Below are 19,034 nucleotides of genomic sequence, written 5' to 3' on the forward strand. Positions count from 1 at the left end.
TCATGCTGCCCCGCATCACCCCCTACCCGATCCCCACCGGATTCGGGCTCGACAAGGCGCGTGTCGCCTGGCGTCCCGACCCGCGCCGGGCCGCGCTGCTCGTGCACGACATGCAGAACTACTTCCTCGCCCCGTTCGGCACCGCCGACCAGGCACTCCTGGCCCGGGTCATCGCCAACATCGCCCGGCTGCGCCGCTACGCCGCCGACCACGACATCCCGGTGTTCTTCTCCGCCCAGCCCGGCGGCCAGTCCCTCGGCGAGCGCGGCCTGCTCCAGGACTTCTGGGGTGACGGGCCGCCGCCGGACGAGCAGGCGCTCGCCATCGTCGATGCGCTCACCCCGGGCCCCGGCGACGTCCGGCTCACCAAACGCCGCTACAGCGCCTTCGTCGGCACCCCGCTCGCCGGGCTGCTCGGCCAGCGTGACCAGCTCATCGTCACCGGCGTCTACGCGCACATCGGAGTGCTCGCCACCGCCCTCGACGCGTTCATGCGCGACATCCAGCCGTTCGTGGTGGCGGACGCGGTCGCCGACTTCAGCCCGGCACACCACCGCGACGCGCTGCGTCACGTCACCGACCGCTGCGGCGTGGTCGCCACCACCGCCGAGATCGCCGCCTTCACCACCGAGAGGGTTCCCCATGACTGAGCAGGCCACCGACGTGTACGACCTGGTCGGTATCGGTTTCGGGCCGTCCAACCTGGCCCTCGCGATCGCGGTCGAGGAACACAACGCCCGCTGCCTGCGGCCCGACGACCGGATCCGGGCGATCTTCCTGGAGAAGCAGGACGACTTCGGCTGGCACCGCGGCATGCTCTTCGAGGACGCCACCATGCAGGTGTCGTTCCTCAAGGACCTGGTCACCATGCGGAACCCGTCGAGCGACTTCAGCTTCGTGTCCTACCTGCACGCGCACGAGCGGCTCGCCGACTTCATCAACTACAAGAGCATGTACCCGCTGCGGGTGGAGTTCCACGACTACATGTACTGGGCGGCCACCCGGATGCGGGAGAGCGTCCTCTACGGGCAGACCGTCACCGACGTCGTCCCCGTCGCCGGCGGCACCCTGCTCGACGTCGTCGCCGGTGACCGTGCCTTCCGGGCCCGCAACATCTCGATCGCCGTCGGCCTCGAATCCAGCCTGCCGCCGGAGATCCAGTCGTCCGAGCGGGTCTGGCACAACCTCGACATCCTGCACCGGGCCGCGGCGTTCGACGTCACCGCACCCGAACGGTTCATCGTCGTCGGCGCTGGGCAGAGCGCCGCCGAATCGGTGTCGTTCCTGCACGAGCGATACCCGACCGCCGAGGTCCTGTCGGTCTTCTTCCGGTACGGCTACAGCCCCGCCGACGACAGCAACTTCGCCAACGGCATCTTCGACCCGGAAGCCGTCGACCTCTACTTCGACGCGCCCGCCGACGTGAAGCGGATGCTGTTCGACTACCACCGCAACACCAACTACTCGGTCGTCGACGGCGAACTGATCACCGACCTGTACCGGCGCGCCTACCGTGAGCGGATCCTCGGCCGGTCCCGCCTGCACATGCTCAACGCCTCCCGGGTCGCCGACCTGACCGCCCGGCCCGACGGGGTCACCGCCGTCATCGAGCACCTGCCCACCGGCGACCGCCGCACCGTCGGGGCCGATGCCATCGTGTTCGCCACCGGGTACCGTCCGGTCGACGCCGGCCGCCTGCTCGGCGCCGCCGGCGACCACTGCCTGCGCGACGGTGAGGGGTTGCTGCGGGTCGGGCGCGACTACCGGGTCACCACCGACGGCCTGCACGCCGGGATCTACCTCCAGGGCGGCACCGAGCACGCGCACGGAATAACGTCCACGCTGCTCTCCGCGGTCGCCGTCCGGTCCGGTGAGATCGTCACGTCGATCGCCGCGGCCGGGCGCACCGACGTACCCCTGCGCAGTCTGGCCGCCGTTACCGGACGGGGGTGAGCGAGCAGAGGTTCCGGGACCTGGTGGAAGCGGCACGGGCGTCGGCAGCGGATCCGGCCGACGCCGATCGTCAGAACGGGTGGGGGTCGAGCATCCGGTGCAGGTAGCGGCCCTCCTCCAAGGCGACGACCGCCGGGCGGGACTTGCCGAGGGCGTTCTCCAGCCGGTCGGCGGCGTCGTCGGCGTCGGGAACGCCGGTGGCGCGGCGTATCAGGGCCCGGTTCGCCGCGCAGCGCAGTGTGTCCGGGTGGTCGGGGCCGAGCACCTCGCGGTGCCGTTGGATGGTCGCGTCGATGATCTGCAGTGCCGTGCCGATCTCGCTGGTCTCGGCGTGCAGCACCGCCAGGTTCTGTTCGGCCGCCAGGGTGTACGGATGCCGTGGCCCCAGCACCTCCTCGAGTTCCCGTGCCGCCTGACGGGCGAACGTCAGCCCGGTGCTCGAATCGCCCTGGGCGCGATGGGCGGCGGCCAGGTTGTTCAGGCACACCAGCGTGTGCGGGTGCCGCAGGCCGAGACTCGCGCCGTACGCCAGCCGCACCTCCTGCAGCTCACTGATGGCGCTGCCCACCTCACCTCTGGACTCGCGCAGGATGTTCGCCGTCGGTGCGCTAGGCGGCCGTACTGCTGACCGCGGCCAGATCCGGGACGATCAACCCGGCCGAGGCGTGCACCCGGTCGCGGCCGTCGTGCTTCGCCCGGTAGAGGGCGTCGTCGGCGCGTTTGAGCAGCTGGGTGATCGGTTCGCGGCCGTCCCAGGTGGCCACGCCGACGCTGCACGTCTGCGAGTCGGGCATCGCCGCCCGCATCCGGTCCAGGACCACGATCGCGTCGGCCGTGTCGGTGGCCGGCAGGGCGAACATGAACTCCTCGCCACCCCAGCGGGCCAGCGAGTCCTCGTCACGTATGCCGGCCGCGAACGCCGCCGCGGCACGCTGCAGCAGTTCGTCGCCGGCGGCGTGGCCGTACGTGTCGTTGTAGCGTTTGAAATGGTCGAGGTCGGCGATCGCCACCGTGAGCGGCTCCCCGGACACCTCGGCGTCGGCGACCATCCGGTCCATCGACTCCTGCCAGGCACGCCGGTTCGGCAGTGCGGTCAGCGTGTCGGTGAACGCCATCCGCTCCAGGCGGCGCAGCAGCCGCTCGTGCTCCAGGGCCAGGGCCGTCTCGTCGCCGAGCAGGGCCACCGCACGCGTACGGTAGTCGCTGACCGACTCGACCCGGCGCCGCCAGCCGACCGCCAGCACCGCGGTCACCGTGCCGTCGACGATCACCGGCTGCCACAGCATCGACCGGCCGTCGACCATCTTCAACAGGGCCGCCGACACCCGCGGGTCCGACGCCGGATCGGCCAGGAAGATCGGTTCTCCGGTGTGCCACACCCGGGCGATCATCGACGTGCCGTCCAGCGGGACCCGGGTGCCGATCACGTCGGCGCCGTCCGCGTCGGTGACCACGACCTCGCGGGCCGGGCCCTGCGAGGCACGGGTGCCGGTGTCGGCGGGCGGTTCCAGCAGCGACACGTTGTCGGCTGCGGCCAGGTCCCGGACGGCGGCGATGATCGTGGCACGGGCGTCCTCACCGGTACGGATCCGGCGTGCCGCGGCGGCGACGGCGGCCAGCAACCGGTGCGAGTCGCGGGCCTCCTCCTCGGCCAGATGGCGGTCGGTGACGTCCTGCATCTGCAGCAACGTCCACGGGCGGCCGCCCATCTCACTGGTACCGACCGTGGCGTCCACCCAGCGGATGGACCCGTCCGGCCGTACCAGCCGATGTTGTTGATCGCCGTCGGCCGAGAGATAGGGGCCGACGTCTCCGCCGACGACCTCGTCATCCGGGCGGCCGACCAGGTCGTGGAAGGCCGGGTTGGCCGCGACGATCCGCCCGGTCTCGTCGGCGATCGCCACCCCCGTCGGCGACGCGTTGAACAGTCGCTCGAACCGCTCCGCCACCGTTGTCATCTTGTCGTGGGCCCGCTTCAGGGCCCGCTGCCGGCGGCGCAGCGCCTCGTGCAGCAGCGCGCCGAGGATCGCCGCGGAGGCGACCTGCACGCTGTAGTAGCCCATCTCGGGGGTGCGCAGATGGTTCTGCAGCGCCACCGTCAGGGCCCAGCCGCCGACGCCGGTGAGCATCGACGCCGCGGCGATCCGGCGGGACGTGACGGCCGCGCCGATGCCCAGCAGCGTGAGCATGAGCGTGGTGCTGTACTGCAGGCGGCCGGTGACGGCGACCTGCGCGACACTGTCCAGGACCGGCAGGAAAGCGAGCAGCTCACCGCGCCGCCCGGGGGCCCGGCTCAGCGCGGCGAGGCCCATGAGCAGGGCGGTCACCGTGTCGAGCACGGTCATGACCATGCGGGCGTGGCCGGTCAGGGTGAGGAAGTTGGTGATCGCGAACGCCAGGTAGACCAGTGCGAGAGCGCCACGGATCCAGCGGGTCGCGGCGTCACCGCGCGACCTTCCGCTCACGTGCGTCATGCTCCCGCCACCTCCCCTCGGCCTTGGCGGAACTGTCGGCAGTGGCGGGGCCGATCTGAAGCTAATTGACGGATGCGAATGTCAGGTCTAGGTTCCGTGTGCATGCGACGATCACGCGTGCTGGCGATCCTCACCACGGCGATGCTGCTGGCCGCCGGATGCAGCGACCCCGACTCGTCCTCCACCTCCTCGTCCTCGGCGGTCGACAAGGTCAACACCGGGGTCATCGCGATCGTCGACGTCGCGCCCATCTACCTCGGCAAGGAGAAGGGCTTCTTCACCGAGCAGAACATCGACCTCACCCTCACCACCGCCCAGGGCGGGGCCGCCATCGTGCCGGCCGTGCTCAACGGGGAGTACCAGTTCGGGTTCAGCAACACCATCTCGCTGCTGCTCGGCGCGTCCAAGAACCTGCCGGTCAAGGTGGTCACCAACGGCACCAACTCGACCGGCCTCGATGGGCAGGACTTCGCCGGGCTCTTCGTCAAAGCGGACAGCCCGATCAAGAGCCCTAAAGACCTTGCCGGGCGTACGGTCGCCGCGAACACCCTGAAGAACATCGTCGAGACGAGCGTGCGCGAGTCCGTCCGCAAGGACGGCGGGGACGCGGCGGCCGTCAAGTTCACCGAACTGGCGTTCCCCGACCAGGTCCCGGCGCTGCTGTCCGGCAGTGTCGACGCGATCTTCGTGGTCGAGCCGTTCCAGCAGGCGGCGGTCGCTGCCGGGGCGCGGAAGATCGCGTCCAGCTATGTCGACGCGGCCCCCGATCTCACCGTGGCCATGTATTTCACGTCCCAGCAGCTGGTGGCCGGCGACCCGGATCTGGTGGCGCGGTTCACCGCGGCCATGAAGAAGTCGCTGGCCTATGCGGACGCGCATCCGGACGAGGTGCGGAACGCCCTGGGCACCTATACGAAGATCACGCCTGAGGTGCGGGCGGCCCTGGTGCTCCCGAAGTGGCCGGCCGAGATCAACAAGGCGTCGGTGGACACGCTGGCCGGCCTGGCCGTCACGGACGGTCTGCTGACCGCCAAGCCCGACTTGGCCACCCTGCTGCCGTAGCCGCGGTGGCCGCACGGGCCGGGCCGCCTGGACCGTGCGTCACCGAGACGGTTCCGGTGGAGTGTGCACGGCCTGTGTGAAGACCGCCGCCGCGCGGGTGGCGATCTCCTCGTCGGTGCCGGTCCACAGGTCGTCGAGCCATGGGCCGGCGAACAGGCCCACCAGCGTGGGGACGCCGTCGGCCGCGGTGGCGTCGAGCCATTCGCTGATGGAGTTGCCGGTCGGGCCGTGGACCCGGAAGTAGCCGGCCGGGTGCGGTGGCCAGAATCGTTCGCCGAAGCGGAGGATCACCTTCTCCACGCGGCCGGTTCCCAGGTGGGACAGGGCGGCGCGATGTGTCTCGGGCAGGGGCGGTTCGAACGCGATGCCGTCCGCCGCGAGGACGCCCAGGGGGACGGTGACGATCACCGCGTCCGCTCGCAGCGAACCGGCGTCGCCGGCCAGCGTCACCCCGCCCGCGTCGACGGTGATCCGGGTGACCGGGTGGCGCAGCCGGATGTCCAGGCCGTCGGCCAGGTGATCCACCAGCAGCCGGTAGCCGCCGACGATCCACCGATCGCCCTCGCCGACCCCGGGCTCGAATCCGTGGCGGGCACTCAGCCATTCCAGGGGCGCACCGGAGTCCATGACGATCTCCGCGTCCACGAACCGGCGTACCGCCTGCGGATCCCAGGGGCCGGGAGCCCGTAACCATTCGTGGAGAACGTCGGCGATCGAGGCCCCTTCGGGCGCCGCGTCGAGGCGGGCCCGCAATTCGATCTCGATCTCCTCCGCCGGGTCGGTGGGAGCGTTCAGGATCAGGGGCTCGTTGAAGTCGGTGGGCACGGACCGCAGTGCGAGCTGTTCGGCGAGGCGAGCCAGGACGTTGTCGTCATATTGTTGCAGCCAGTTGGCGCCGAGATCGAAGGTGATCCGGTCATCCGGGTCACGTGCGGTGCCCGCGGCGTCGGTGATCTCGGCGGGGGCGGTGCGGCCGCCCGGGCGGTCGCGGGCCTCCCAGATGATCACGTCGGCGCCCTGGGACCGGAGGGTCCGGGCGGCGGCCAGGCCCGCCATGCCGGCGCCGACCACGGCGACGCGGGAGTGCCGCTGCCGGAGGGCCCAGACGGCGGCTTCGGTGCCCTGCTCGTACGCACCGTGCGTCATCCCGGCGCGGGTGGGGTGGGTGGCTTCGCCCGCTATCCGCAGGCGTGTGCCGATCGGGGCGCCCAGGCCGAGGCGGTCCTGCGGGGAACCGTCCCGGCCGATCAGGCTCCACGAGCCGCGCGCCCACGGGTCGTCGGCCCAGTGCGAGACCGCGAATCCGGTCAGCCGGCTCATCGCGCTACCTGCCTGTCTTCCAGCACGTGATCAACTCGCGCATCGTGGCGCCGGTCGGGTCACGGCCGCCACCGATTTTCGGTACGCGGAACCGCGACCGAGTGAATCATCGCCCTCGGGCGGTGTGCTCCGGGTGATCGACCCGGTGGCGCGGTTGTCGACGGGCGCGCGGCGGCGGTGGTGGTCAGGTGGCCGGGCGGGGGCCGTGCAGGGTCCGGTGGGTGGCCTCGTGGCCGAGAGATCTGCGCCAATGCGTGGCGGCGGCGACTCCGGCGGGGCCGGCCAGCTCGGCCGCTGCCAGGGAGGACGGCTGCCAGCCGGTGGCCAGCAAGCCGGTCCACTGGCCGGCGCTCAGGGTCAGGCGGCGCAGGGCGGGGAACGTCGCGATCGACTCGATGTCGGTGACCTCGGCCTCGGCTAGGTCGAGGCTGAGCAGGGCCGGGAGGGTGGCCAGGGCGGCGATCGGCACCGGGGTCCTGTTTCCGGCCAGGCGGATGCCGGACAGGGTGAGTGCCGTCGTCAGCACGGCCGGGTCGAACGTGGGGGCGGTGACGTTCACCCGCTCGATCGGCAGCGCCGGTGGAAGCGTCATGTCGACGGGGGTTGGCGAGTCCCGTACGACAATGGATTTGAGGTTGGGGAATCTGTCCAGGTCCGCGAAGCGGACGTCGGTGGCGTCGGCCAGAACGATCTCCTGGATCATCGCCGGGTCGTCGACCTCGGTCAGGGAGTCCGTCTGCCAGCGCTCGGGTGGCGGGTCGTCGCGCTCCTCGTCGAGGGTGTCGATGGCCCGGCGGAGCAGGGCGCGGACCGAACCCGCCACATACTCGACCGGGGCCCACACGTCGCGGCCGTGGGTAACCACCTGGCCGTGGGCGCCGAGCGGGCCGGGATCGAGGTCGACGGCGGCGTAATTCATCCCGTAGTCGCCGGCGAACGTCAGCCAGCCGCTGCTCGACGACACCCGGCGGACGTGGCCGGGCGGATCACAGTCGAAGATCATCGGGTCGTCGAAGACGCCGTCCTGATAGCCGGGGTGGGCCTCGGCGTTCCACTCGACCAGCCGGTCCAGCGGGGCCAGCACGAAAGGATCGAGCAGGCCGGACTCGGTGCGGTCGTCGGGCAGGACGCGGTAGAGGGCGCGCAGGTCCTCGGGCAGGCGCACGCCGAGCCGGTCCTCGGCGGCGAGGATCTCCTCCTCGGTGTTGCCGGCGGGGTAGCCCTCCGCGTGGTGCTCGCGGATGAACTCGGCCACCAGCTCGCGCACCTCGGCCAGGACCGGGGGATCGGTGGGCCGTCGGTCGGTGACGCCCGGGGTGCGCGGCGACGGGCGCTCGTGGCCGGGAAACCGGTAAGCCGCATCGAGGAGGATCTGCGTCGGCGTGGTCCCGCCGTCACGGGTCCAGTGGATCGTGTAGTCGCCGCCCGGATCGCCGATCACCTCGATCACCGTGCCGGCGTGGAAGGCGGCCATCGCCTCGTTGAGATCCGTGCCCGGCCACCGCCCGAGCAGCCCGGGTGAACCCGCCATGGTGTAGGACTGTGCCGTCCGCCCCCACTCCGAGGTGGAGATCAAGAGGTAGCCGGGCTCGTGCAACCCGGCCACGAAGGCGGCCCCGAGACGGTGCAATGCGACTTCGATCAGCTCCACGCCCGGCATTGTGCCAGCCACCTCCGACAAGAATCGTCAGCCGGCGGCGCTGCTGAGTGTCGTCTGGATCTGCTGCAGGAGTGCGCGGGAGCTGAACGGCTTGTTGACGATCGGCACCCCTTCGGGCAGCCGCCGGTCGCTGTCGGCGGTGTAGCCCGACATGAAGACGATCCGGATCGCGGGGCGGGCGCCGAGCACCGTCTGGATGAACTCCAGCACCGGCATCCCCGGCATGATCACGTCCGACAGGAGCAGATCGAACGACTGCCCCTCGTCGTTGATGAGCCGCAGCGCCTCCTCGCGGGTGGCGGCCCCGGAGACGTCGTAGCCGCCACGGGTCAGGACCCGTCCGGTGATCGTGCGGATGTCGTCGTCGTCCTCGACCACCAGGATCCGTTCGCCCCGGCCCCGCCCGGTGTCGGCGGGTGCGGTGTCGGGTTCGGCGGTGGCCGCGGGCCGGTCCGCGGCCGGGAGGTAGACGGTGATCCGGGTGCCCTCGCCGGGCGCCGAGTCGACGGTGATCGCGCCCGACGCCTCCTGCACCGCGCCGTAGACGGTCGCCAGGCCCAGGCCACTGCCCTGGCCGGTGCCGCGGGTGGTGAAGAACGGCTCGAACGCCCGCCGCTGGACTTCCTCGTCCATGCCGCAGCCGGTGTCCGCGACGGTGAGCCGCACGTACCGCCCGGTCTGGGGTGGTGTGCCGATCGCGGTGGCCGGTACGCCGTCCACGTTCGCCGTCCGGATGGTCAGGCTGCCCCCTTCCGGCATGGCGGCACGTGCGTTCACCACCAGGTTGATGATGATCTGCTCCAGCCGGCTGGGGTCGATGGTGACGACGCCGAGGCCGGGTTCGACGTCGATGCCGAACGCTATGTCCTCACCGATCGTGCGGCTCAACAGCCGCTGGATCTGGGCGACCACGGCGTTCAGGTCCACCTGCTCCGGATGGGACGGCTGGAGGCGGCTGAAGATCAGCAGCTGGCGGGTCAGAGCGGCGGCGCGGCGGGCGGCGTCGTCGATGTTCTCCAGGTCGGGGCGGCACGCGTGGTCGGGGCCGAGCTCGTCCAGCACGAAACCGGTGTAGCCGCTGATCACGCCGAGGATGTTGTTGAAGTCGTGCGCGACACCGCCGGCGAGCTGGCCCAGGGAGTCCAGCCGTTCGGCCTGGTGCAGCTGACGTTCCAGGTCGCGGCGCTGCTCGTCGGCTTTCACCTGGGCGGTGATGTCGCGCAGGATGCCCTCGACGGCGATCGGCACGCCGCCCTCGTGGACCGCGACGAGACGCTGCTCGGCGCAGGTCCAGGTGCCGTCGGGCCGCGGCCAGCGCATGATGAGCGGGCCGCTCGGTGGTGTCCGCCACGACTCCCGCATCACCTCGCGATCCTCCGGGTCCATGGCGTCGAAGAGCAGGCCGGGCCGCTCGTACAGCTCGTCGGGGGACAGGCCGGTCATCGTCGCGATGGCGGGGCTGATGTAGTCGAGCACCGGTGACGGGCCGGGCCGGAACCGGAACAGGACGTCCCGCAGGTTCTCCGCCACCAGCCGGAACCGTTCCTCGCTGGTGCGCAGGGCGGCCTCGGTCCGCCGGCGCCGCTGCCGGTCCCGGGCCTCGCGCAGTTCGCGCTGGACCGCCGGAGCCAGGCGGGCGAGCTTGTCCTTGAGAACGAAGTCGTGGGCGCCGGCCCGCATCAGGGCGGTCGCCGACTCCTCGCCGATCTGCCCGGACACCACGATGAACGGCACGTCCAGGCCGGTGTCGCGGAGCAGCTGCAGCGCCGCGTCGGCGTTGAACGTCGGCATCCCGTTGTCGGAGATCACGATGTCCGGTGCCCCGGCACGCAGTGCCTCGCCCATCGCGCCGGCGGTCTCCACCCGCTCGTAGGTGACGCGCAGTCCGGCCCGGCGCAGCCGATCGACCACGAGGATCGCGTCGTCCTCGCTGTCCTCGATGAGCAGCAGGCGGATCTCCTGGGGCTCGTCAGTCATGCTGCCGTCCCGCCGGACGGTTCACCAGCAGCCAGTACATGCCCAGCACCTTCACCGCGTCGAGGAACTCGTCGAACGCCACCGGCTTGCGGACGAAGCTGTTGGCGCCGAGGTCGTACGTGTTGACGATGTCGCGTTCCTCGGTGGAGGTGGTCAGGACGACGACCGGCAGATACCGGGTACGGGGATCGGCCCGGATGCTGCGCAGCACCTCCAGTCCGCTGATCTTCGGCATGTTGAGGTCCAGCAGGACGAGCGCGGGCATCGGGTTCTGCCGTCCGCCCGGTGGGAAGAGGTAGCGCAGCGCCTCCTCGCCGTCGGTGGCGATGTCGACGGCGTTGGTGATGTTGTTCTTCTTGAGCGCCCGCAGCATGAGCGTCACGTCGTCGGCGCTGTCGTCGATGACCAGGATCCTGCCGTCCTCGGCCATGGCTAGCCCTTCACCCCGCTCATCAGGTTGAAGAAGAACGTCGCGCCGCTGTCGACACCGGCCTCGGCGAAGACCCGGCCGCCGTGCCGCCGAACCACCCGGGCCACGATCGCCAGGCCGATGCCGGTGCCCTCGAAGTCGGCGGTGGTGTGCAGCCGCTGGAAGGCGTCGAACAGCTTGCCGGCGTAGGCCATGTCGAACCCGACACCGTTGTCCTTCACGAAGAAGTACGTCTCACCGGAGCGCTCGGTCCGGCCCACCTCGATGACCGCCTCAGCCCGTTTGCCGGTGAACTTCCACGCGTTGGCCAGCAGGTTCTGCAGGGCGAGCCGGAGCAGGTGGGGGTCGGCCTCGGCGGTGAGCCCGGCCGGGACGAGGAGGGTGACGGCACGGCCGGAGTCGGCCGTCCGCAACTCGGTGACGATCTCCTTGCTCATCGCCGACAGGTCCACCGGCGCCCGTTCCAGGTCGGCGCGGGTGGCCCGGGACAGGTTGAGCAGGTCGTCGATCATCCGGCCCATCCGGCCGACGTTGCGCTGGATGCGGTGCAGGTAGTCCTGGCCGACCTCGTCCAGGACGTCGGCGTAGTCCTCCAGGAGCGCGTCGCTGAACCCGTGCAGGGACCGCAGCGGCGCCCGCAGGTCGTGCGAGACGGAGTAGGCGAACGCGTCCAGCTCCCGGGTCGACGCCTCCAGTTCGGCGGTCCGCTGCCGGACCCGGGTCTCGAGGTTCGCGTTGAGCCGGCGGACCTCGTCCTCGGCCCGCTTGCGGTCGGTGATGTCGGTGGAGATCCCGCACACCGCGTAGGGCTCGCCGTTGCCGTCCAGGACCGGGAACTTCACCGAGATGTACGTCCGGACGCCGTCGATGCTGTCCGCGGTCTCCTCGTACTGCACCGTCCGCCCGGAGGCCGCCACCTTCAGATCGTTGGCCCGCAGTTCGGCGGCCAGGTCCGGCGGGAAGACGCCGCTGTCGGTCAGCTCGACGACCTGGTCGCGGGGCACGCCGAATAGCCGCTCCCACTCCTTGTTGACCAGCAGGTAGCGGCCGTTGTCGACCCGCTTCATGTAGATGTTCGACTCGGTGTTGTCGATGAGTTTCTGCAGCTGGTTGTGGCTGGCCGCGGCCTCGTTCTGCGCGGCGGTGCGACCGCGGGCGGCGCGGGCGACGGCGTTGCGGGCGTAGAGGCCGAAGGCACCGAGCAGGGCCACCTGGGCACCCGCGACGGTGGTGGCGGCGCGGTCGCAGTGCCGCCGCAGCAGCACGTAGTTGAGGGCCGTCCCGGCCACCACGGCGGCGGCGACAGCGGCCCCCGGATCGGCGCCCGTCAGGTGTCGCAGGGCCTGGCCGGCTCGCAGCGCCCAGGGGCGCACGATCGTCCGGGTCACGTGGTGATACCCGCTGACCGCGGGAGTCGTTACCATGGCGGCCCCCGATGCACCCAAGCTCCGACGGGGACGACGCTAGCACTGGACGAAGTCGGTTCGTGGGGGTTCACCCGGCTTCCGGGGATTCCTCGTACTCGATGTCCAGGGCCCGGCCGACCTCCTCGACCAGGCGCTGGACCCCCTGGTGATCGCGCGCCGACCCGTGCACGATGCCCAGGTGGGCCAGGGTGCCGCGCCGCCAGTCCAGGGTCGTCCCGGGCTGCGCGAACAGTTCGACGAGGTGGATTCCGGGTATGTCGTCGAGCCGGTCGGTCCCGTCGAGCCGGCGGAGTGCGACGGCGGTCATCGGTGGGGTCAGGAAGTACTGGAACGTGTGCCGCCGCAGTGCCGCCGGTGGCCGGGCGGGGGTGCGGCCCAGCGCCACGGTGAGCGCGGCACGCACCAGGTCGAAACCGCGGGCCCGCCGGACCAGGTCGGCGACGTAACCGCCGAGACGGCCGTTGACCTCGATGATCCGGGGGCCGTCGGGGGTGAGTTTGACCTCGGTGTGGGTGACGCCGTGCCGTACGCCCAGGGCGGTCAGGGCCGCCGTCGTGAGGGCCAGGACCTCCCGCCGGTGGCTGTCGTCCAGGGTGCCGGGCACCACGTACCCGGTCTCCCGTAGTGGCGCGGCCAGCGGGAACTTGCCGGTCACCTCGACGTGCGCGATGTCGCCGTAGGAGATCACCGACTCGACCGAGACGTAGTCGCCCCAGCCCGGCCCGGCCACCGACGGGTCACCGGCCAGCAGCGCCTCGACGACGAACTCGGCGGGACCGCCGGCGAACTCGTCCCAGCGGGCGTGCGCCTCGCCGACGTCGTGGACCGTGCACGTCCGTGCGCTGGCCGCCCCGCTGCGCGGTTTGAGGACCGCCGGCAGGCCGACCTCGGCCAGTGCGGGCCCGAGTTCCGACCGGGCCCGGACCACGCGGCACGGAGTGTGCTGGACCCCGGTCTCGGCGAACAGGCACCGCTGCCGGTATTTGTCGGTGACTGCCGCCGCCGTGTCCACGCCGAGCGACGGCAGGCCGAGACGGGCGGCGAGGGCGGCGGTCCGGTTGATCCGGCTCTCGCTGAACGTGACGATCCCGGCCAGGCCGGCGCAGTCCGGGTGGGCCAGGATCTGCTCGTCGGTCAGTCCGGTGATGTCGCAGACCCGGGCCAGCGCGCGCAGGTCGTCGTAGAGCGGCCGGACGTGCGGGAGGCCCCGGTCGCAGAGGAAGACGACCTCGGCGAGGCCGCGGGCCGCGGCGAGGATGCTCATCGGCGTGGCGGAGCCGAAGTCGAACACCACGGCCAGCCGGGGTGGCCGGACGCCCGGCGTCATCGCTTGCCGGTACGGGAACCGGTGACCGGCCGGGCGCCGTCAGCAGCGGGGAAGAACCCGGACCGCTGGAAGAACCGCACGTAGTGGTCGAGCAGCGCCGCGTCCACCGGCGGCATCGTGATCCCCGACCCGGTCAGCGCGTCCTCGGTGTTGGCCCGCCCGAACCGGGGAAAGGTGCTGGTGAAGTACATCTCCTTCACCACCAGGTCGCTGATCGGGCTGCGGTCCACCCACAGCGGCACGAACGGGGTGAACGGGTGCCGTGGGTTTCCGGCGATGAACTCCACCGCCCGCGTCGCCCACGCACCGAACGGCACCGTGTCCACCCGGTAACCGTTGCGGCGCAGTGCCTCGGTCATGTCGGGCAGGGTCGCCGGGCTCGGGTTGGTCAGGTGGTAGGTGCGGGACCGCCGGGTGCGGGTCAGGGCGATGTGCAGGATCTGGGCCGCCAGCACGTCGACGGGGACCAGGTCCAGGGACAGGTCGACGTCCGGTGCGGCCCGCAGGTCGACGATCAGCCGCAGCATCGCGCACGTGGCGTTCTCCAGGTTCCAGGCGCCGTGGGCGAGGTCGCCGGCGATCTCGTAGGGCCGGTGCACGCCGACCGGCAGACCGTCGCGGGCGGCGCGGGCCAGCACCGACTCGGCCATCCACTTGGTCTCGGTGTACCCCATGAACAGGTGTTCCGGGTGGGCCGGTGGGGTGTCCTCGGAGACCTCCCGCACGCCGGCCGCCCCGAAACCGGCCAGCACCGCCAGCGTCGACACGAAGTGGACCGGGACACGTCGCGGCATGGCCAGCCGCACGATCTCCCGGGTGCCGCCGACCGTCGTCGGGGCGAGCTGGGCGTAGGGGTACGTGAAGTTGACGTAGGCGCCGGCGTGGACGATCAGTTCCAGCCGGTCGGACAGGTCGGCGAACTCCGTCCCGGTCAGGCCCAGGTCGGGCCGGCTGAGATCGCCGGCGAGTGGCCGTACCCGATCAGGGGGTGGATCACCCAGACGGTGATGCCGCTGCGCGGCAACCAGCCGGACCCGCGCATGGTCGCGGTCGGTGGCCCGGACCAGACAGTGGATCTCGGCGTCGGTGCCGGTCAGCAGGCCGTGGAGCAGGTAGCTGCCGAGGAAGCCGGTGGCGCCGGTGAGCAGGATCGGACCGCCGGAGTACGGCTCCGGCGCCGGTTCGTCGACCGGGGTGCGCGGCCGGGCGATCGCCGGGGGCGTGTCGAGCCCGCACTCGCGGCGGAAATCGGGGTCGAGGGCGTCGTTGTCGTGGGCGAGCAGGCCGGCGCGGGCCTCCTGCACGGCGGCGGCGCATCCGGCCAGCGTCGGGTCGGCCAGCAGCCGGGACGTCAGGATCCGGCTCTGCGAGCGGTCGACGCCGAACATCGCCCGCAGGCGGGCGAACAGGCGTGCCGCCAGCAGCGAGTTGCCGCCGAGGTCGAAGAAGCTGTCGTCGAGGCTGATCTCGTCGGGATCGGCGTCGAGGACGTCCACCCACAGCCGCGCGATGCCCACCTCGATCGGTGTCACCGGCGGCCGCCGGCTGACCGCGGGTACGGCCGGGTGACCGGTGGCCAGCGCCGCGCGGTCGACCTTGCCCGTGGCGGCCAGCGGGAGCCGCTCCCGTGCGACCAGGCGGGCCGGCAGCATGAACCGTGGCAGGCGGGCGGCCAGGTACTCGCGCAGGTCGGTCGTCTCCGCGCCGGCCGGCTGGTAGTAGGCGACGATCGTGCGGGTGTCCGGGTCGTCGCCGGTGACCACGACCGCCGCGGCGGCGACGTGTTCCGAGCTCGCGAGGACCGCCTCGATCTCGTCGAGTTCGACCCGGAAGCCGCGGATCTTGACCATCCGGTCCCGGCGGCCGAGGAAGTCGATGTCACCGGACGGCAGCCAGCGGGCCCGGTCGCCGGTCCGGAACAGCCGCCCGTGCCGGGTGGTGCGGAAACGTTCGGCCGTCAGCCCGGGCTCGTCGGCGTAACCCGAGGCGACACCGGCGCCGCCGACCCAGAGTTCGCCCTCGGTGCCGATCGGGACCGGCTCGCCGTCGTCGCCGAGGATGTGGCAGGTCGAGCCGGAGACCGGCCGCCCGATCGGGATCCGTGCGGTGCCCTCCGGTACCTCGGTGATGTGGTACGTGGTGGAGAATGTCGTGTTCTCGGTCGGCCCGTAACCGTTCAGCAGACGGCGTGGCGGGCCGGTCGCCAGCACCCGGCGCACCAGGGCCGGATCGAGGACGTCACCGCCCGCGATCAGGCAGCGCAGGCCCGCGAACATGCCGGGGCGGGTGCGCGCGCAGTGGTGGAAGATCCCGGCGGTCAGCCACGCGACAGTGACACCGCCGTCGGTGAACAGGCGGTCGAGGCGGGCTGGATCGAGCAGGGTGTCGTGGTCCACGATCACCAGGCGGGCGCCGTTGAGCAGGGCGCCCCACACCTCGAACACCGACGCGTCGAACGACGGGTGGCCGGTGTGCGAGAGCCGGTCGGCCGGGGTGATCCGGAGGAAGCCGGCGCCGATCACGAGGCGGGCGACGGCACGGTGCGGCACCGCCACGGCGTGCGGGACACCGGACGAGCCGGAGGTGAACATGACGTACGCCGTACCGTCGCCGCCGGACTCGGGTGGCGGCGGCCGTCGCCCGTCGTCGTGGTGACCGGCCGCCGCGACCGCGTGGGTGTCCTCCAGCACGCCCGCCGTGCCCGGTAGCCGGACCAGGTGCCGGATCCCGATCCGCTCGACGAGCGTCCGCAGGCGGCCGGGTGGGTCGGACGGATCCAGCGGCACGTAGGCGGCACCCGCCTTCACGATGGCGAGCATCCCGACCGGGGACTCCAGACAGCGGTCGCCGAGCAGGCCCACCGGATCGCCGGCCCGCACGCCGGCCTCGATCAGGCGGACGGCCAGGGCATCGGACCAGCGGTCCAGCGCGGCGTAGGTGATGGCACGGTCGCCCTCGGCCACGGCCGTCGTGTCCGGCGCGGCCGCCGCCCGGACGGTGAACAGCTCGGCGATCGACGACCGGCCCGGATATCCGGACACGTGGCCCGACCATTCCGCCGGCGGGAATCCCTCGTTGACGACCACGGCCAGACCTCCGCCCCCCGGTGTCTCTCCATGGTCGCCGGAACCGGCTGACCTGGGAAGCCATGTCCGCCGATGGAATGATGGCCGACGATGCGCGCACCGGACGGCAACCCGGCCGGGAACCGTTCTGCAACCGGCGGGTGTCATCGTCGCTGCGTGACCGGTGCTCGTAATGCCTCCCGCCTGCGGAAAGCCGGCTTTCTGCTCGCCGCCGTGCTGGCCGGTGCCGGTGTCGCGCCGGTTCCGGCCGGTGCCGACGGTCCGGGGTACGGCGGTAACGCCGACGCCCTGACCGTCCTCTGGCAGGCCGACGCGCAGCGGCGCGGGCTGGCGGTCTACGCCGTCGGGTTCCGAGGGGGCTCGCCGGTGCAGGTGCGGGTCGGTGCGGAGCAGGAGCGCACGGTCACCGCCGACGCGGCCGGCGCCGTCGACCTGGTGCTGGCCTCCGCGGTCACCAGCACGTCGGCGATCGTGGCCGCCACCGGGGCGAGTGTCCTGGTCACCGGGCACACGCCGGCCGGCGAGCTGCGCACGCTGATCGGCGCGGTGCCGCCGCAGGTCTCCGCGACCGGCGCCACGGAGATCATCCCGTGGCTGGCCGCCCTGGCCGGGGCACTGGTGGCCGGTCTCATGCTGCGCCGGCGGTACGGCTCCGCGTTCAGCGGCGAGCTGCGCCGCTACCGGCACCCGGCCCGGCACCGGGTCTGAGTCACGTCTGGTTGAGGTACTCGGCCATCGCGATCGCGGCGGCCCCGGCGGCCAGCCCGACCTCGGACACCGCCGCCGCCAGCACCTCGGCGTCGACCGGGCTGCCGGCCAGTCGTTCCACCCGGGCGCACGCGTCGGCCAGCGGCTGGGCGCCGAGCAGTGCGCTGGACGATTTGAGGGTGTGCGCCACCGCGGCCAGACGGTCGTTGCTGCCGCTGTCGAGGGCGGCGTCCATGGCCTGGCGGCGGCCGTCCAGCTCGGCCAGGAACATGTTCACCGTCATCTCCACCAGTTCACGGCCCTCCAGCTGCAGCTCCAGTTCCTGCAACTGGGCCCGGGACAGCGCCTCCACCTCGGGCGAGGGCGCGGGCGCGGCGGTCAGGTAGGGCTCCAGCGCGTGCCGTAACTCCGGCAGGGTGATCGGCTTGGGCAGGTGACCGTCCATCCCGGCGTCCCGGCAGCGCTCCTGATCCTCGGCCAGGGTCGTCGCGGTCAGCGCGAGGATCGGCACCCGGCAGCCGGCGGCGCGGGCCGCCCGGGTGGCCTCCGGCCCGCCCATCGCCGGCATCTGCATGTCGAGCAGCGCCAGGTCGTACTTCGTCTCGCCGAGCAGGGCGGTCACGGCGGCCGCACCGTCCGGGACGGTGTCGCACTCCACGCCCAGCACGCTGATCATGCGTTGCAGCATGGTCCGGTTGACCTGGTCGTCCTCGGCGAGCAGCACCCGGCCGGGCGGCAGTGCGGGGAGCGTCGCCCGCGGGCTCTCCACCGCCGGTGTCGGCGGGGCGGCCCGTTCGGCCAGGTCACCGGCCAGCGCCTGCAGCCCCTGAACGGTCAGCCGGATCTCGTCGAGGCTCTCCGCCGGCGCGCCCGGCAGCGCCTGGGCCTGCAGCAGGCCGATCGCCGCGGCCACCACGGCGGCCGGGGTCCGGACCTCGCCGGCGAACACTCCGGGCAGCCGTTCGACGGTGATCAGCCGGCGCTGGGCCCCGCAGGTGCTCTCCAGGTGGGCGATCCGCAGTGCCGCCGGGGCGGCCGGGTCACAGTCGCAGGTCAGCGCCGTCTCCAGGCCGTCGCGAACGAGCTCGGCGAGCCGGCCGTGCGCCGGGCACCCCGGGCCGGTCCCGGCGTCGCGCCACCGTTCGTTGGCGACCAGGACACGGCCGCTGTCGTCGGCGATCGCGGCCGGGTACGGCAGGGCGTCGGCCAGACTCCGTGCTGCGAAACTCATCCGCGGTCCCCTTGAGATACGAGTACGGGCGTCCGGCGTGTCCAGGCCCGCCCCTCGGCCACCGCGATCACCGCCAGCGTCGGCAGCAGCGCGGCGGCCGAGCAGGCGGCGATCTGGGCGGCCGAGCCGTGCCACACCTGGATCAGGGCGACCTCCAGGACGGCGCCGGCCCAGGGGACCAGTGTCATCCAGGAGTGCCGGGCCAGGGCGGCGTTCGTCAGGACGGTGACCACCGAGGTGAACCCGGCTACCCCGCCGAGCACCTGGACCAGCGTCGTCGCCGAGGTGTAGCCGTCGCCGTAGAGCACCGTCAGCACCAGCGCCGGCAGGGCCGCCACGACCGCCGCGCCGAGCAGGGCCGGCCCGGCGAACGCACCGA

15 protein-coding genes are annotated in these 19,034 nt (G+C 72.1%); 4 read left to right on the forward strand and 11 right to left on the reverse strand.

Features of this window, described 5'->3' with window-relative positions; all coding sequences use genetic code 11:
• The first annotated feature begins 2 nt into the window (after nucleotides 1-2).
• Both ACFO0C_RS10165 and ACFO0C_RS10170 read left to right on the forward strand, forming a co-directional pair.
• Complete coding sequence (locus tag ACFO0C_RS10165; RefSeq protein ID WP_378066332.1) at nucleotides 3-650, forward strand: isochorismatase family protein; 648 nt, start codon at nucleotides 3-5, stop codon at nucleotides 648-650.
• Nucleotides 643-1,953 carry a lysine N(6)-hydroxylase/L-ornithine N(5)-oxygenase family protein gene (locus ACFO0C_RS10170; RefSeq protein WP_378066333.1) on the forward strand — a complete coding sequence of 437 codons (1,311 nt, stop codon included), beginning with the start codon at nucleotides 643-645 and terminating at the stop codon, nucleotides 1,951-1,953. Before ACFO0C_RS10165 ends, ACFO0C_RS10170 begins: the two co-directional genes overlap by 8 nt.
• Before the next feature lie 70 nt (nucleotides 1,954-2,023).
• On the opposite strand, the gene ACFO0C_RS10175 is transcribed toward ACFO0C_RS10170, so the two are convergent.
• Together ACFO0C_RS10175 and ACFO0C_RS10180 are read right to left on the reverse strand one after the other, a co-directional pair.
• The gene (locus ACFO0C_RS10175; protein WP_378066334.1) at nucleotides 2,024-2,521 is read right to left on the reverse strand and encodes a tetratricopeptide repeat protein; all 498 of its coding nucleotides are present in this window, start codon (nucleotides 2,519-2,521) and stop codon (nucleotides 2,024-2,026) included.
• Nucleotides 2,522-2,561: 40 nt separating this feature from the next.
• The gene (locus ACFO0C_RS10180; protein WP_378066335.1) at nucleotides 2,562-4,427 is read right to left on the reverse strand and encodes a sensor domain-containing diguanylate cyclase; all 1,866 of its coding nucleotides are present in this window, start codon (nucleotides 4,425-4,427) and stop codon (nucleotides 2,562-2,564) included.
• 102 nt (nucleotides 4,428-4,529) lie between these two features.
• Between ACFO0C_RS10180 and ACFO0C_RS10185 the strand changes: the two genes are divergently transcribed.
• Complete coding sequence (locus ACFO0C_RS10185; RefSeq protein WP_378066336.1) at nucleotides 4,530-5,489, forward strand: ABC transporter substrate-binding protein; 960 nt, start codon at nucleotides 4,530-4,532, stop codon at nucleotides 5,487-5,489.
• Nucleotides 5,490-5,528: 39 nt separating this feature from the next.
• Here ACFO0C_RS10185 and ACFO0C_RS10190 read toward each other — a convergent pair whose 3' ends face one another.
• From ACFO0C_RS10190 to ACFO0C_RS10220, 7 genes are all read right to left on the reverse strand, one after another.
• The gene (locus tag ACFO0C_RS10190) at nucleotides 5,529-6,809 is read right to left on the reverse strand and encodes a flavin monoamine oxidase family protein (RefSeq protein WP_378066337.1); all 1,281 of its coding nucleotides are present in this window, start codon (nucleotides 6,807-6,809) and stop codon (nucleotides 5,529-5,531) included.
• Nucleotides 6,810-6,993: 184 nt separating this feature from the next.
• Nucleotides 6,994-8,460, reverse strand: coding sequence for an SMI1/KNR4 family protein (locus ACFO0C_RS10195; protein ID WP_378066338.1), 1,467 nt, complete (start codon nucleotides 8,458-8,460; stop codon nucleotides 6,994-6,996).
• 36 nt (nucleotides 8,461-8,496) lie between these two features.
• Nucleotides 8,497-10,446, reverse strand: a complete 1,950-nt coding sequence (locus tag ACFO0C_RS10200) for a hybrid sensor histidine kinase/response regulator (protein WP_378066339.1) — start codon at nucleotides 10,444-10,446, stop codon at nucleotides 8,497-8,499.
• Nucleotides 10,439-10,876 carry a response regulator gene (locus ACFO0C_RS10205; protein ID WP_378066340.1) on the reverse strand — a complete coding sequence of 146 codons (438 nt, stop codon included), beginning with the start codon at nucleotides 10,874-10,876 and terminating at the stop codon, nucleotides 10,439-10,441. Before ACFO0C_RS10205 ends, ACFO0C_RS10200 begins: the two co-directional genes overlap by 8 nt.
• Before the next feature lie 2 nt (nucleotides 10,877-10,878).
• Nucleotides 10,879-12,264: a sensor histidine kinase gene (locus ACFO0C_RS10210; protein ID WP_378066341.1), complete on the reverse strand. Its 1,386-nt coding sequence runs from the start codon at nucleotides 12,262-12,264 to the stop codon at nucleotides 10,879-10,881.
• 106 nt (nucleotides 12,265-12,370) lie between these two features.
• Complete coding sequence (locus tag ACFO0C_RS10215) at nucleotides 12,371-13,630, reverse strand: ATP-grasp domain-containing protein (protein WP_378066342.1); 1,260 nt, start codon at nucleotides 13,628-13,630, stop codon at nucleotides 12,371-12,373.
• The gene (locus ACFO0C_RS10220) at nucleotides 13,627-16,716 is read right to left on the reverse strand and encodes an amino acid adenylation domain-containing protein (protein ID WP_378066343.1); all 3,090 of its coding nucleotides are present in this window, start codon (nucleotides 16,714-16,716) and stop codon (nucleotides 13,627-13,629) included. The genes ACFO0C_RS10215 and ACFO0C_RS10220 overlap by 4 nt, the downstream gene beginning before the upstream one ends.
• Before the next feature lie 156 nt (nucleotides 16,717-16,872).
• On the opposite strand from ACFO0C_RS10220, the gene ACFO0C_RS10225 reads away from it, so the two are divergent.
• Nucleotides 16,873-17,424 carry a hypothetical protein gene (locus ACFO0C_RS10225; protein WP_378066344.1) on the forward strand — a complete coding sequence of 184 codons (552 nt, stop codon included), beginning with the start codon at nucleotides 16,873-16,875 and terminating at the stop codon, nucleotides 17,422-17,424.
• A 1-nt stretch (nucleotide 17,425) separates the two neighbouring features.
• Here the strand turns inward: ACFO0C_RS10225 and ACFO0C_RS10230 are convergent, their stop codons facing one another.
• Together ACFO0C_RS10230 and ACFO0C_RS10235 are read right to left on the reverse strand one after the other, a co-directional pair.
• Nucleotides 17,426-18,655 carry a response regulator gene (locus ACFO0C_RS10230; RefSeq protein WP_378066345.1) on the reverse strand — a complete coding sequence of 410 codons (1,230 nt, stop codon included), beginning with the start codon at nucleotides 18,653-18,655 and terminating at the stop codon, nucleotides 17,426-17,428.
• Entirely contained in the window at nucleotides 18,652-18,993 is a 342-nt protein-coding gene (locus ACFO0C_RS10235) for a hypothetical protein (protein ID WP_378066346.1), read from the reverse strand. Before ACFO0C_RS10235 ends, ACFO0C_RS10230 begins: the two co-directional genes overlap by 4 nt.
• Nucleotides 18,994-19,034 lie beyond the last annotated feature (41 nt).

Origin of the sequence: Actinoplanes subglobosus (assembly GCF_042650585.1) — a bacterium.
Lineage (GTDB): Bacteria > Actinomycetota > Actinomycetes > Mycobacteriales > Micromonosporaceae > Actinoplanes > Actinoplanes subglobosus.